The sequence below is a fragment of the Erwinia sp. 1181_3 genome (genome assembly GCF_052824965.1).
Genome location: NZ_VTDE01000003.1, coordinates 575,067 through 588,554, shown reverse-complemented (window position 1 = coordinate 588,554; position 13,488 = coordinate 575,067). Strand labels below are relative to the sequence as shown.

At 54.8% G+C, this 13,488-nt stretch carries 12 protein-coding genes; 6 read left to right on the top strand and 6 right to left on the bottom strand.

Annotated features, from left to right (window positions below; all coding sequences use genetic code 11):
• The first annotated feature begins 333 nt into the window (after positions 1-333).
• The 3 genes from malK (at position 334) to malM (ending at position 3,874) form a co-directional block, all read left to right on the top strand.
• Positions 334-1,443 (top strand): maltose/maltodextrin ABC transporter ATP-binding protein MalK, encoded by a 1,110-nt coding sequence (gene malK / locus FY046_RS11165; protein ID WP_133843925.1) that lies wholly within the window; start codon positions 334-336, stop codon positions 1,441-1,443.
• 26 nt (positions 1,444-1,469) lie between these two features.
• Positions 1,470-2,768, top strand: coding sequence for a maltoporin (locus tag FY046_RS11160; RefSeq protein WP_166653729.1), 1,299 nt, complete (start codon positions 1,470-1,472; stop codon positions 2,766-2,768).
• Positions 2,769-2,983: 215 nt separating this feature from the next.
• The gene (gene malM, locus FY046_RS11155) at positions 2,984-3,874 is read left to right on the top strand and encodes a maltose operon protein MalM (protein ID WP_446186042.1); all 891 of its coding nucleotides are present in this window, start codon (positions 2,984-2,986) and stop codon (positions 3,872-3,874) included.
• A gap of 44 nt (positions 3,875-3,918) precedes the next feature.
• Here malM and FY046_RS11150 read toward each other — a convergent pair whose 3' ends face one another.
• Complete coding sequence (locus FY046_RS11150; RefSeq protein WP_171148887.1) at positions 3,919-4,737, bottom strand: GNAT family N-acetyltransferase; 819 nt, start codon at positions 4,735-4,737, stop codon at positions 3,919-3,921.
• 69 nt (positions 4,738-4,806) lie between these two features.
• Positions 4,807-5,445: a DUF4431 domain-containing protein gene (locus tag FY046_RS11145; RefSeq protein ID WP_133843916.1), complete on the bottom strand. Its 639-nt coding sequence runs from the start codon at positions 5,443-5,445 to the stop codon at positions 4,807-4,809.
• Positions 5,446-5,676: 231 nt separating this feature from the next.
• On the opposite strand from FY046_RS11145, the gene FY046_RS11140 reads away from it, so the two are divergent.
• Positions 5,677-6,234, top strand: coding sequence for a YecA/YgfB family protein (locus FY046_RS11140; RefSeq protein WP_133843914.1), 558 nt, complete (start codon positions 5,677-5,679; stop codon positions 6,232-6,234).
• A 46-nt stretch (positions 6,235-6,280) separates the two neighbouring features.
• Here the strand turns inward: FY046_RS11140 and nlpA are convergent, their stop codons facing one another.
• Both nlpA and FY046_RS11130 read right to left on the bottom strand, forming a co-directional pair.
• Complete coding sequence (gene nlpA, locus FY046_RS11135) at positions 6,281-7,084, bottom strand: lipoprotein NlpA (protein WP_446186067.1); 804 nt, start codon at positions 7,082-7,084, stop codon at positions 6,281-6,283.
• 144 nt (positions 7,085-7,228) lie between these two features.
• Entirely contained in the window at positions 7,229-7,486 is a 258-nt protein-coding gene (locus tag FY046_RS11130) for a helix-turn-helix domain-containing protein (protein ID WP_446186041.1), read from the bottom strand.
• A 121-nt stretch (positions 7,487-7,607) separates the two neighbouring features.
• On the opposite strand from FY046_RS11130, the gene FY046_RS11125 reads away from it, so the two are divergent.
• Positions 7,608-7,946, top strand: coding sequence for a helix-turn-helix domain-containing protein (locus FY046_RS11125; RefSeq protein ID WP_133843907.1), 339 nt, complete (start codon positions 7,608-7,610; stop codon positions 7,944-7,946).
• Between the two features lie 67 nt (positions 7,947-8,013).
• Here FY046_RS11125 and ampH read toward each other — a convergent pair whose 3' ends face one another.
• Entirely contained in the window at positions 8,014-9,189 is a 1,176-nt protein-coding gene (gene ampH, locus FY046_RS11120) for a D-alanyl-D-alanine-carboxypeptidase/endopeptidase AmpH (RefSeq protein ID WP_133843905.1), read from the bottom strand.
• Positions 9,190-9,282: 93 nt separating this feature from the next.
• Positions 9,283-11,577: a phosphatidylglycerol--membrane-oligosaccharide glycerophosphotransferase gene (gene opgB, locus FY046_RS11115; protein ID WP_446186040.1), complete on the bottom strand. Its 2,295-nt coding sequence runs from the start codon at positions 11,575-11,577 to the stop codon at positions 9,283-9,285.
• 729 nt (positions 11,578-12,306) lie between these two features.
• Between opgB and FY046_RS11110 the strand changes: the two genes are divergently transcribed.
• Positions 12,307-13,458 carry a porin gene (locus FY046_RS11110; RefSeq protein WP_159337346.1) on the top strand — a complete coding sequence of 384 codons (1,152 nt, stop codon included), beginning with the start codon at positions 12,307-12,309 and terminating at the stop codon, positions 13,456-13,458.
• Positions 13,459-13,488 lie beyond the last annotated feature (30 nt).

The window sequence follows — 13,488 nt, the reverse complement described above, 5'->3', positions numbered from 1 at the left end:
GTCACAGAAGGAATGACAGGGTACGGCGCCAGTGTGGATTCAACCTGCTCTGCCTTCATCATCCCCCCCTCTACGCCCCCGGCCCTCAGAGTGTGATCCCACCGACACTCTCAGACGTTATGTGGTGGAAGGCTCAGTTTGTGGCTTCATTTTTTGCTACCCCGATCACGAATTTGAGCGGGGCAGTGAACTTTCAGCCGTTGCCATGAAGTGACCGTCCTCCCTGCGCCTCCGCCATGAAAAACTTTGTTACGGGTGATTACGTTTACCCACCACTCCTTCACTCTTCGTTGCATCGAGTTTTCTCGCAGGCGTCAAGTACAGGAGTTCAGGATGGCGAGCGTTTCCCTTAACAGCGTGTACAAAGCGTTTGGCAAGACGGTGATTTCCAGTGATATCAACCTGGAGATAAAAGAAGGCGAGTTTGTAGTGTTTGTCGGGCCTTCCGGCTGCGGCAAGTCAACGCTTCTGCGCATGATTGCCGGCCTTGAGGACATCACCTCCGGTGAGCTGAAGATCGGCGATAAACGCATGAACGACGTGCCGCCCTCAGAGCGCGGCATCGGCATGGTCTTTCAGTCTTATGCGCTCTACCCGCACCTGTCGGTGGCCGAGAACATGTCTTTCGGCCTGAAGCTGGCCGGGGCAAAAAAAGCCGAAATCAATCAACGGGTCAACCAGGTTTCTGAGGTGCTCCAGCTGGCCCATTTGCTGGATCGCCGGCCAAAAGCCCTGTCGGGTGGGCAGCGGCAGCGCGTGGCGATCGGTCGTACGCTGGTGGCGGAACCGACGGTGTTCCTGCTGGATGAACCGCTGTCTAATCTGGATGCCGCGCTGCGCGTTCAGATGCGTATCGAGATTTCCCGTCTGCATAAGCGCCTCAGGCGCACCATGATTTACGTGACGCACGATCAGGTGGAAGCGATGACGCTGGCCGACAAGATCGTGGTGCTCGACGCCGGACATATCGCCCAGGTCGGTAAGCCCCTTGAGCTGTATCACTACCCTGCTAACCGCTTTGTCGCCGGATTTATCGGCTCCCCCAAAATGAATTTCCTGCCGGTCAAAGTCACCGGAGCGGAACCCACGCGTGTGCAGGTTGAGCTGCCTAATCGTCAGCAGGTCTGGCTGCCTGTAGAGGGCACGGAGGTGATCGTCGGCAGCAATCTGTCGCTGGGCATTCGTCCTGAACATCTGCTGCCCAGTGACGTGGCTGAGGTCACGTTGTCCGGTGAGGTACAGGTGGTTGAGCAGTTGGGTAACGAAACACAGATTCATATCCAAATTCCGGCCATTCGTCAGAACCTGGTGTACCGCCAGAATGACGTGGTGCTGGTAGAAGAAGGTGCAACATTCGCCATTGGTTTGCCGCCACACCGCTGTCATCTGTTCCGCGAAGACGGAACGGCATGTCGCCGGTTACACCCGGAACCCGGCGTTTGAAAGCACGCGATCCCCTACAGGAGAAAATGATGAGAACAATGCGTATTGCTTCCCTGTCGCTGGCAGTGGCTGCCGGTATCCTTTCTACACAAGCGATGGCGGTTGATTTTACCGGTTATGCGCGTTCGGGCATTGGCTGGTCCGGCAGCGGCGGCGAGCAGCAGTGCTTCAAAGCGACCGGGGCAGACAGCAAATACCGTCTGGGTAACGAGTGCGAAACCTATGCAGAATTAAAACTGGGCCAGGAAGTGTGGAAAGAAGGGGACAAGAGCTTCTACTTCGATACCAACGTGGCCTATTCCGTTTCACAGCAGAATGACTGGGAGTCAACCGATCCGGCTTTCCGCGAAGCGAATGTGAAAGGGAAAAACCTGATCGAATGGCTGCCAGGTTCTACCATGTGGGCCGGTAAGCGCTTCTATCAGCGTCATGACGTCCACATGATCGACTTCTACTACTGGGATATTTCCGGCCCGGGTGCCGGTCTGGAAGATATCGATCTGGGCTTTGGTAAGTTGTCTCTGGCGGCAACGCGTAACACCGAAAGCGGCGGGTCGTTCGGCTATATCGCCGACCAGCGTAATGAAGTGGCCACCTCGAATGACGTGTTCGACGTGCGTCTTGCCGGGCTGAATACTAACCCCGGCGGCGTGCTGGAGTTGGGCGTGGATTACGGACGTGCTAATGCGCGTGATGGCTACTCCCTGGCGAACGATGCCACCAAAGACGGCTGGTTGCTGACGGCAGAACACACGCAGAGTATCTATAACGGCTTCAACAAGTTTGTGTTGCAGTATGCGGCAGACTCGATGACCGATCCGGGCCAGGGCGCGGCAAACGGCCACTCTAACGGCTCGGCGATCAACAACAACGGCAGCATGGTGCGCGTGCTCGACCACGGTGCGATTGATTTCAACGACACCTGGAGCCTGATGTATGTGGGCATGTATCAGGACGTTGACCGTGATAACAACAACGGCACCACCTGGTACACCGTGGGCATGCGTCCAATGTACAAATGGACGCCGATCATGAGCACCCTGCTGGAAGTCGGTTACGACAACGTGAAGTCCCAGCGCACCGGCGATCGTAACGGCCAGTACAAAGTGACCCTGGCCCAGCAATGGCAGGCGGGTAACAGCATCTGGTCACGCCCGGCCATCCGCGTGTTCGCCACCTATGCGAACTGGGATGAGAAGTGGGGTTATGACACGGATACCGGCACCAGCAATGGGTTAGCGATGAATGACACCAGTGCGCGTACTTTCAGCCGTGGCAATGATGATGAGGTGACCTTCGGCGCACAAATGGAAATCTGGTGGTAACTTTTTCCTTCCTTTTTCGCGCTGCTGATGCGTTGGCTGCGCGGCCTCGCCCCGGTCACGTAATGATCTACGCTCCCGGGGACTTGGCCGCTTGCCGCCTTCCCGCAACACGAAACCGTTTGGAAAAAGCCGCGTTCAACATGAGCTAAGAAGTGCTGGCTGGCGGTATATCAGTGGATAGCCGCCAGCCTTCAGGTGATCAAAAGGAAACAACCATGAGAAAAAATCTGCTGTCACTGTGTTTGTCGCTGAGCCTGCTGGCGGCGTTGCCTGCCGGGGTTTACGCCGCGCAGCAGGATGCCAGTACCGCACCGGCGATCGCGAGCCAGACCTTACACACGCTTTCATGGACGCCGCTGGTGCCGCCAGTGACGCAGGATGTGACGCTCGGCACTGCCAGCGCCACGATTAATCAGGGGGATATTCAGGGGGCCGTTGCGGCCTTTGCCCTGCCTGCCGACCGGGGATCGCTTGAAATCACCCTGAGCAGTATTGCGACGGGGAAAACGGTGTATGCACCGAATGTATTAGTGCTGGATGAACAGATGCGTCCGGCGGCTTTCTACCCCTCCAGCTACTTCCCGTATCAGCAGCCTGGCATTGTTTCCAGCGATCGTCTGGAAGGCACACTGAAACTGACGCCTGCGCTGGGTCAAAAACAAATTTACCTGCTGGTGTATACCACGCGTCAAGATCTGGCAGAGACAACGCAGATGGTGAACCCGGCGAAAGCCTATGCGGCGGGCGTGGGTAACGCTGTGCCGGATATCCCGGACCCGATTGCCCGCCATACGACAACGGGGTTGCTGAGCCTCAAAGTGTCTGCCGAGCAGAAGAGTGGCAACGTGATGATTGGTCAGGTCTTCCCGTCATCGGCCCCGGCGGCGGCACCTGTCATGGTCGGCAGGACAGCTCCGGCAGCGGCGCCAGCCGTGACGAAGCCGGACGCACCGATGCTCGACGATTCTGAACGCTACTTTAACGATGCGATTAAAAAAGCAGTCAAAGCGGGTGATGTTGATAAGGCATTGAAACTGCTGGATGAAGCGGAGCGTCTGGGCTCGAAAACGGCACGCAAAACCTTTATCGACAGTGTTAAGCGCTGATTTCTCAATCCTGACTGATGCCGAGCCTCCCCGCGCAGGGGAGGTTATTTATCCAGACTGCTCACCATCTCATACTGCTGTAATGCCACCTGCTGATACCCCGCCTGAATAAACAACGGGGCAAACCTTTCCGGCACAGACACCGGCGTGCGGATCCCCGGATAGTGCGCATTTATCTTACCCAGTATCGTACGGGCCCGCCCCTGATGGCGGAAATCGGGCTCGACAAACAGATAGCGCAGCTGCGGGGCACCCGTCAGCCAGTCAATCACGGCCCATGCCTGCTCGCCATCGCGAACCACCTGGCAGGGCAACGCGGGAAAGGAGAGAGGGTCCAGCAGCCACGGGATCTCATTCTGCGGGGCGCGCCAGATAGCACGTAACAACGCGTCGGTAGTGGCGATGGGCAGCGGGCTTGTCGGGCCGTTGGGTGACTCCTGACCCGTAAAGCCGAGCAGTGTCTGCCGGGTTTCAAAGCCCAGCGCCTGGTAAAGCGCCACCGCCGCACGGTTTTCAGCAATCACTTCCAGCGCAACCTGAACATAGTTTTTTTCAGCCAGCCGGGATAACAGCGCCAGCATCATTGGCTTCGCCAGCCCGTTGCCGCGAGCGTCCGGGTGCAGCGCAAAGGCGGCGATGCGTGCCCGTAGGCCTCGGGTCGTGACCAGCGCAATGGCGATCGGCTGCTCTCCCTGCATCCACACCAATGACTCAGTGAAATTCAGCCCTTCGGAACAGAAGCGCGCGGCGAAATAGTCCGGGGTGACCGACAGCGGTACGACATACTGCTGAAAGCAGGTGGTCATAATGTCACTGAGTTGCACAATACTGAAATGACTCGCAGGGACGAATAGCGGTGACATAGTCAAACTCCGTTTTGGGGAGGGTTGCTCAACGATAGGCGATAACCGCGTTTTATGCGCGCCGGGAGACTATTCCGCCTCCAGTTTCCCTACCCCAATCATCATCGGCGTATGGTGATGACCCGTCTCAGCAAACAGCAGTGAACCGTTAACGCGCACGCGCTGGCCGATCAGGTGGCGATGGGTTTTATACATGCCCGCCTGCACCAGCAGTTGCATCTGCGCCTGGTCTCCCCAGTTGGCGGCATCATCCGCACACACCGGCTTATCCGCCTGCAATACCCAGTAAACCTCGGCTTCATCGCCTTGTTCAACGCTCTCGTAGTTCGGCGGGCCGGGGAAGGTGATGCGCAGCAGCTTACCTGTCAGCGTCACTTCAGTACCTTCTTCCGGGCAGGCGGTGGGCGGCGGAGTGGTCAGCGCCACATATTTTTGCTGTGAACGGCTGTACCACTCACTCAGGCAGGCGGCGGTCTTGCACTGCTCGCGCAGCGCCCAGTTCTCTTTGGTCATCTGCCGGAATTCACTGCTGTTGCCGCTGGCGGTTTTGGCCTCGTGGTAAACCTTTGCCAGCTGGTCGTCAGCCTGGGACAGGGCAGGTGTGGTGCAGATCAGTTTCTCGCTGACGCTGCTGGCTTTGGTGCAGTCAAAACTCGCCGCATGGGCGCCCAGGGAAAGGGTGAAGCACAGTAACGCTATCCGTCTCATGGTGTATCCATTGGAATATTTTTACCGGATGTTAATAGCCTGAACCGCCGCACAGATCCACTAAAAACGCACGGCCTCAGCCTGGATGCCATCGGGCAGGGTGAGCACGCCACCGCGTTAACCGCAAATATAACGTGATGGCGGTGGCTTTTTCCCTGCCTGGCAACCAAAATACCCCCCATAAACCGGTAAACGCCGGGTGAAAACCGATATGCGTAGCGAGGTAACAGCATGCAACAAGGACCATTGACGGAAGAAGAGCTGGAATGGCTGGACGATGTCTTAATCAAATATGGCAGCGAAGAGTCGGTGGTGGATGCCTCTGAACTGGATGGCCTGTTCACCGCTATTCTCTCCGGTCCGGTGCTGGTTGAGCCGCAGGTCTGGCTGCCGCTGATTTGGGGTGGCGAAGAGAATGACCCGGAATGGGAGTCGGATGAAGAGTTTGAGCAGTTTATGGATCTCATCGCCCAGCATATGAACGATATCGCGGACCGCCTGAATGAATATCCTGACCAGTTTGAGCCGTTGTTTGGCCTGAACACGGTGGACGATCAGGAGTTTGTCGTGGTGGAAGACTGGTGTTGCGGTTATCTGAAAGGCGTGGCGCTGGGCGACTGGTCGTCACTGCCGGCCACCTTGCAGCCTGCGCTGGCGGCGATTGCCCTGCACGGCGAGGAAGAAAACCTCTCCCAGCTGGAAACGCTGACGCCGGAAGCGTACGAGCAGAGCATTGAGGCGATCCGCCCGGCGGCGATCGCTCTCCATGCGAAGTGGTTATTGCACTGAGTAATACGTCAACCATGCGGCTTACCGCGTGGTTGACGCTTTCCGCTTACCAGCCCGCTACCGCACCACCGTTGAAGATCTTATCCGCCGCGGCCACCACTTCAGGTGACTGGTAGGATTTGATAAAGTCACGCACGTTTGGCGCGTCTTTATTGTCTTCACGGGTCACGATGATATTGACGTACGGCGACTGTTTATCCTCGATAAATACGCTGTCGCGTACCGGGTTCAGGCCAGTTTGTTGCAGGTAGGTGGTGCTGATAATCGCCACGGTCACCTGAGCGTCATCCAGCACGCGCGGCAGCTGCGCGCCTTCCATTTCCATAATCTTCAGATGCAGCGGGTTGGCCGTAATATCCACCGCCGTTGGCAACAGTCCGGTATCCGCTTTCAGCGTGACCAGCTTCTCTTTCTGCAGCAGCAGCAGCGCACGCCCGAGGTTGGTCGGGTCGTTCGGAATGGCGATGGTGTCACCGTCTTTCAGCTCGCTAATCTGTTTGATTTTTTTCGAATAGCCCGCCATCGGGAAAACAAAGGTATTCCCTACCGCGACCAGGGTGGTGCCTTTGGCCTTGTTGTCCTGTTCGAGGAACGGACGATGCTGGAACACGTTGGCATCGAGATCGCCGTGCGCCGTGGGGTCATTCGGCAGCAGTGAACCGCTGAATCCCACCAGTTCCACCTCCAGCCCGTACTTCTCTTTCGCCACGGCTTTGGCTACTTCGGCCACATCCTGTTCAGCGCCGTTGATCACACCGACTTTAATCGTGTGGGCATCGTTATTTTTCTGGTCACAGCCTGCGAGCAGAATAGCCAGCATCAGCGCGGCAGTTTTGACAGTACGGCTCAGGGTAAGATCCACGTTATTTTCCTTAATTTCAATAAGCTGAAGGCGTAACAAACAACCGCAAACGAGGCACGGAGTCAATGTCGGGGCTTATGATAAAAAGGGTGGCGTTATAACCAGAGATTGTAAGGCAGGGCGGGCACGGGATTAAGGTTTTTTGGTCTCAGGATGCCACAAACGCACCAGCTCGGCCAGTTCATCTTCAACCGTGTAAAAATAGCAGGAAGGAACACTCAGAACTTCAGCCAGGCGGCACATCAGTTCAAAGTCAGGGACGGGTATACCGCGCTCATATTGGTTCATCCGTGCGCTGGCGGTAGCTTCGTCAATCCCTGCTAAAACACCAAGCTTCTGTTGTGATATCCCTTTCCTTACCCGGGCTTCTTTCAAACGATGTGGCAGCATGTCGATCCTGACTTCTGAATAATTAACAGGATTCTCTTAGCTGCTCGTGTAAAATGTACTAAGTATTGCTTAGTGTTGAATTTGGAAGATAACAGGAGTTGGCTTACAAGCAGAGGAAGGCATGAAGAAAAAAACTGATATGCACCCCGCCGATATCATCGCGGCGATCAAGAAACGGCAGACATCGCTGGCGGAGTTATCCCGCAAGGTAGGATTATGTTCGGGAACACTGGCTAATGCCCTGAAAAGGCCCTGGCCAAAAGGGGAGTTCATTATTGCCGCTGCACTGGGAATCCATCCGTCGGAGATCTGGCCCAGTCGGTATTACGATAAACGTGGGCAACTGCTGGCGCGTGAACAGTTGTTGAGAACCCCCAGACGGCATCATGTGACGCCGTTGCAGGTCGAGGAACACAGTCAGCCTCAGTCAGTACCTGGGGATGAGCTCAGACAGGATTAAACGTCTCGCAAATTGCAGATGTCCCGCGACAGGCGCTGGCGTAACAGCGTCTGTCGCAGGAAATGGATCAGTTAGCCATAATGCTGGCGGCCAGCTGTGCGCTGCCAGAGGTATTGCCGATCAGTTCGGTCAGCAGGTTGTTCACGCCGTCACTCATCGGTGTAAAACGGGTCTCCGGTGAGCGGGCGACCACGATAAACACCCCGACACTGTACTGCGGCACCATCGCCATATAGGTGATGAAACCGCCGCCGCCGCCGGTTTTTTCAATAATGCCAGGGCGGCCGTCACGCGGTGCCATATACACCCAACCCATTCCCAGTGCATCGGCGCGGCCCGGTACATCCATCCCATCGACTTTGGTTAACTGACTGCGCTGATAAATCATGGTTTGCAGACGGTCTGCCTGTGGGCTGCGGCTGTGAACATCAGAGGCGAGGAACTGCTGCATCCAACGGCCCATATCATCCGGTGTGGAGTAAACGCCGCCGCTGCCGATGGCTGCCAGCGAGTTATTGCACGGGCTTGGGCTTTTGGCCGGGATCATCAGACGGCCACATTGCTCAGGAGAAGGCGTAAAGGTGGTGTCTTTCATCCCCAGGGGACGGGTGACTTTTTCCTGCAACAGCGCAGGATAGGGTTTGCCCCCGGCGCGGGCCAGCGCATCACCCAGCAGGTCAAAGCCGAGGTTAGAGTAACCTGCCCGTTCACCCGGCGCCCACTTAAGCTGTGCGGTGCGCAGCCAGTTCCAGCGCTGACTGTTGGTCGGCCAGGTAAACACAGCGCGATTCGCTTTGCCGCCGGGTTGCTCACGCGGTAAGGCGCTGGTGTGGGTCGCCAGGTTGATCAGGCGAATCGGCTGGCCGTTAAAGCTGGGCACCTTGCTGCCAGGCGGGGCGAATTTACTCAGAGGATCGTTAAGCTGAAGCCGGCCTTCTTCGGCCAGTTTGACCATCACTTCGCTGGTCATCAGCTTGCTGAGCGAGGCAATGCGCACCAGTGAATCTTTTTGCGGTCGTTGCGCACTGCCGGGGCGTGTGACTCCGCGGCTGACAAAAATTCGCTGGTTGGCATCAATCGCCACCATTGCCATACCGCTGGCTTTGGTGTTGTAGAAAATATTGTCGGCGTAGCGTTCGACCGTCTGCGACGCCAGCAGCGGATCGGGCTTGGGTTGTGCCTGGCTTTGCAGTGGCAGCGCCAGCGCAGGGAGCAGCAGAAAAGCATAAAGCGATGATTTCAAAGGGCGTGCATCCCTGTCAGTAAATGGATAACGCTTTATAGTAGATTTTCTGATTTTATCTGCAAGTTTTTCCTGTGGAGAAAACGTGCCCTGTCAGGGCTGCGGGGTAACCCGCAGACTGACAAGGCCAACGCCCAGTTTTCGGGCCGCAAAGCCATCAATAACACCCACGCTGGACTCCACCGGCGCGGGAGGTGTGATCACAATGTCGCGTACCTTCCCGGGATTGCTGACCTGAAGCGTCAGCGTGCTATCCTGCTCGCCAAAAGTGACCTGTTGTTGCCACTCGCCTACCTTGACGGTGATCGGCCGCAGGGCATTCTCGCCAAAGGCACGCGCGGTCAGCGTCAGCGTAAAGTCGGCAGGTAACGGCTCCAGATACTGCACGGTAATCTGTGGCAGCAGATTGGCATCGGACCAGCGGCCCCAGGGCTCAACGTAGGAGAGACCCGACACTTTCTGTACCTGCTGTGGCAGGCCAGGCAGGTTAAACAGGATGCTGTCAGAACGATACTTGAGGTCGACATCAGCAATCTGTAATTGCGTGACGCTGCGCTGATATTGTTTATCACTCGATACGGTTTTCGCCGGGAAGGTAATCTTGCCGAGCGTACCGCCCGCCTGAACCTCTGAGATCGTCGGGGAAGTATTCAGCGTACCGTTCGCCACACACAGGCCGCTGTGCATCGCCAGCTTCTCATCCCACACGCTGCCGATCTTGTAGCAGCGATCAATCCAGACAAACTTTTCATCAGGCGCGAATTTTGCCAGTTGCTGCTTCAGTGGCGTGGCAAGCCAGGTATCGAACTTCGGTTCAATTTTGCCGGGCATCACGGAGAGCAACAGCGGTAGCTTGAAATGTGAGCCGGAGAAACTAAAGGTATTTTTCTCCGTATCGACTTTGTAATCAGAGATCGTTTTCGGGAAGTTCCACAGCTGGATCACGTCCGGCTTCCACTGATTAATTTTCTCTTTGATATTGAGATAAGTGGTGGAAAGTGAGGTTGACGACAGGCTGCTGCGGCCCAGGCCGATAAAGTTATCGCCGCCCATGGCATCCAGCACCGTGGCACCGTTATCCAGCGTGCTGCGCTTAACGTTGATGATCCGGCTGCTGACATCATCACCGCGCAGCATAAAGAACAGATCGCGGCGGTCGTGCTGATTCAGGTATTTAAACGCCGTGTTGTTCATTGCCAGATGATCGGAGCTGACGACAATAATGGTGTTTTTAAAGTACGGTGTGGCACGGATTTTCGCGATAAGTTTTGCGATATGCTCCTGACCGCAGGCCACGGCGGCGAAGGATTTGTTCTCTTTGCCTTCAAACGGATACGACTTGCGCTGGCAGCTGCGTGAGATAAATCCATCGGGATGATGAGTATCCACGGTCAGGGCAAACAGCGAGAACGGCTGGTTTTTTTGCGCCAGTTCGAGGTATTTCTCAAACACGATGTCGAGCACGGTATCGTCGTACCAGCCCCAGTCATTACGGTATTTCGGGTCTTTGACCACGCCTGAAAGCTCTTTAAAGCCATACATATGGTCGAAGCCGTGGGACGACAGGAACAGATCTTTTCCAGCAAAACTCAGGCTGGCACCCTGGTAAAAATAGTTCTGATAGCCAGAGGACTTCAGAATGTCACCCAGGCAGATGTTTTGCGGGTAAAAGCTGGACAGTGAACTGGAGGCGTTGCCGTCAAACGGCGCAAACAGCGGGATGCCGCACTGCGAAGCCACCATACCGGCAATGGTGTATTCGGTGCCGGGAAGCTGTTCGGTGTTGCTGAAGTCCACCGCGCTGTTTTTGATATCAGACAGCTCCGGGGCCAGTTTCGGGAACGCGTTTTCATCAAAGTAGGTGCGCTCCAGGCTCTCCGCGTAGATATAGACCAGGTTCGGACGCTCGCCGCGCAGGGTTTTTCCCGGCACTTTGTAGTGGGCGTCAAAATCCGACTCCCCTTTGCTGACCTGTGACTTTATTAATGCAGTCACTTGTTGATACGCCGGTGTGGTTTTTATCGATGCCAGCGCCAGCAACAGTGCCAGCGCACTATAAAGTTGACTGTAATTGTGGCTTTTTCGCAGTCGTAATACCCAGGATAATAATAAAAACACCAGGAATAAACTTATTAATAGCCCGACTGCCGGCAGAATATACTTCTGTAATCCGGCACCGCTCAGGCTGCTGGTAATCGTATAAATCACCGCGTCATTAATGCCTTCACCGGTAAAATAGTTACTGGCAAACAGGGACGCATTAAGAATGATATAGATGCCAAGCAGAGCCAGCACCGCAGAAAACCACAGCTTATGACGTCCCGCCTTCCATGCGTAGAGAGAAGCTGATGCAATAAAAAAGAGTAGCGATAACCATTCTGAAACCATGAGATCGATTTTTACCCTGTCTGTGACGCAATCCTTGTCAGGTGCCTGCGAAGTGATGAATCAAAAATGTAACGAATTAATTTAACGCAACAAATTATCCCTGGCAACATTCAAGGTGGACAGGAAAATGTGAGGTTACAGGGGGTTGGATCACTGTGGTTTAGCCTTTGTTTAAGTTAATGTGGCGAAATCCGAATAATTGATAAGCAGGGCGTGCAGACGGATCGGCTGATGTGTGAGGGCGACATACGCGGCGAGACAAGGTGGCTGCGGGTCAGGCGGGCTCAGGGTTGCCTGTTACGGTGAAACGAGGGGGCGTGAAAATTAATAGAGTTAACCTTTTCCCCGTCGGGGAAATAATTAGAAAAATCAGATTTGGCTCACACATTCCGGCCACTGCCTGGAAGCTTCTTCGATTGTCTGGCCGGATTCCCTCTCAGAAAACGGGTGCCGCCGCAGCGTAAAACGGCCTGTGCAGAGAAAGAATGACGAGAAAAGATGTTTTCTGTATTCCCTGCATCAATCAGATATATCTACCTATTTTATAAAAATAACAAAAATAAAGCACAATATGATTAATTATATGACTAAAGTTACCCTTTGAAATGTTTGCTTAATTTATTTTCGGCGTAAACAGCACAAAACAGTACAGCAGATGAGTCTTTTTCAATTCGGTTCAGGCTACTATTTTTGTGCTATTTATTTGACTATATTACGCAGGAATAAAAAATGTTAACAAAGATGCGCATTTTAACTCAGGCCATTGGTCTGGGGCTGATTGTCGGCAGTGCTTCATTTGCTGCCCAGGCTGAGATTACCGTACTGAAGCAGGACCCTCAGGCCGGTGACCCCTTAAGCCGTCTGAATTTTACCGTGGGCGGCAGCATTCGTCCTCAGTTCAATAATATGACCGGCGATGGTGATAAAGGTTCCTATAAAAGAAATGGTTTTGATGGCGGTACCCGTTTCCGCTTCGCCGCTGATTATTATCTGTTTGATGACATTAGCTGGATCAGTTATTACGAACTGGGTGTCAATATTCCGGCGCTGGTTGGTTGGGATAATCATCATGCCGAGGGGGCAAATAATACCTCGCGCCGTATGTTATATACCGGCCTGAAAAGTAATACCTGGGGCCAGTTGACCTTCGGCCAGCAGAATAGCGTTTATTACGATGTGGTGGGTGCCAAAACTGATATCTGGGATTACGACATGGTAGGCCAGGCACCGGGTAACGGCATTAACGGCGATTACGACGGTTCTTACCGCTCACGCAAAATGCTGAAATATAAAAACACCTTTGGCGATGCCGATGTCTATGCCTCTTACCTGTTCTCTGACAGCGACTATCTGCCAGGCAACGGCCTGCGTTACAAGCGTGAAGGCGGTGGCTCACTGGGTGTGGATTACCACATCACCAAAGACCTGACGTGGGGCACCGCATGGAACTACACCCGTGCCGAAATGCGCAATCCGGGCAACAGTGATGAGAAGACGTACGATCAGAACATCGTAGGTACTGCGCTGAGCTGGCAGCCGGATAACTGGACCTTCACCGTCGGTGGCGGCTGGTACGATAACTTCCTCACCACCAAAAAAGCCGATGTGAATAACTACTTCTCGGGTAACGCGTGGGGGGTGGAATACCTCGCCGGTTATACCGTGCCGGTCGGCGCTTATGGCCTGAAGTCTGTGATGCCGTACGTGATGGGCGACCGTCTGCAGTATGTCACCGGGCGTGATTACCAGCGCATTGATAACGGCGTGGGGGTGACCTTTAAACTGGATTACGGTTTCCGTGTTGATTATGAACACGTGTTTACCTCCAGCACCGACGATCTGGGTGATATGAACCTGGTCCGTCTGCGTTACGACTTCTAAGTCTTTACTGGCGCTCTGGCATTAGCCGGG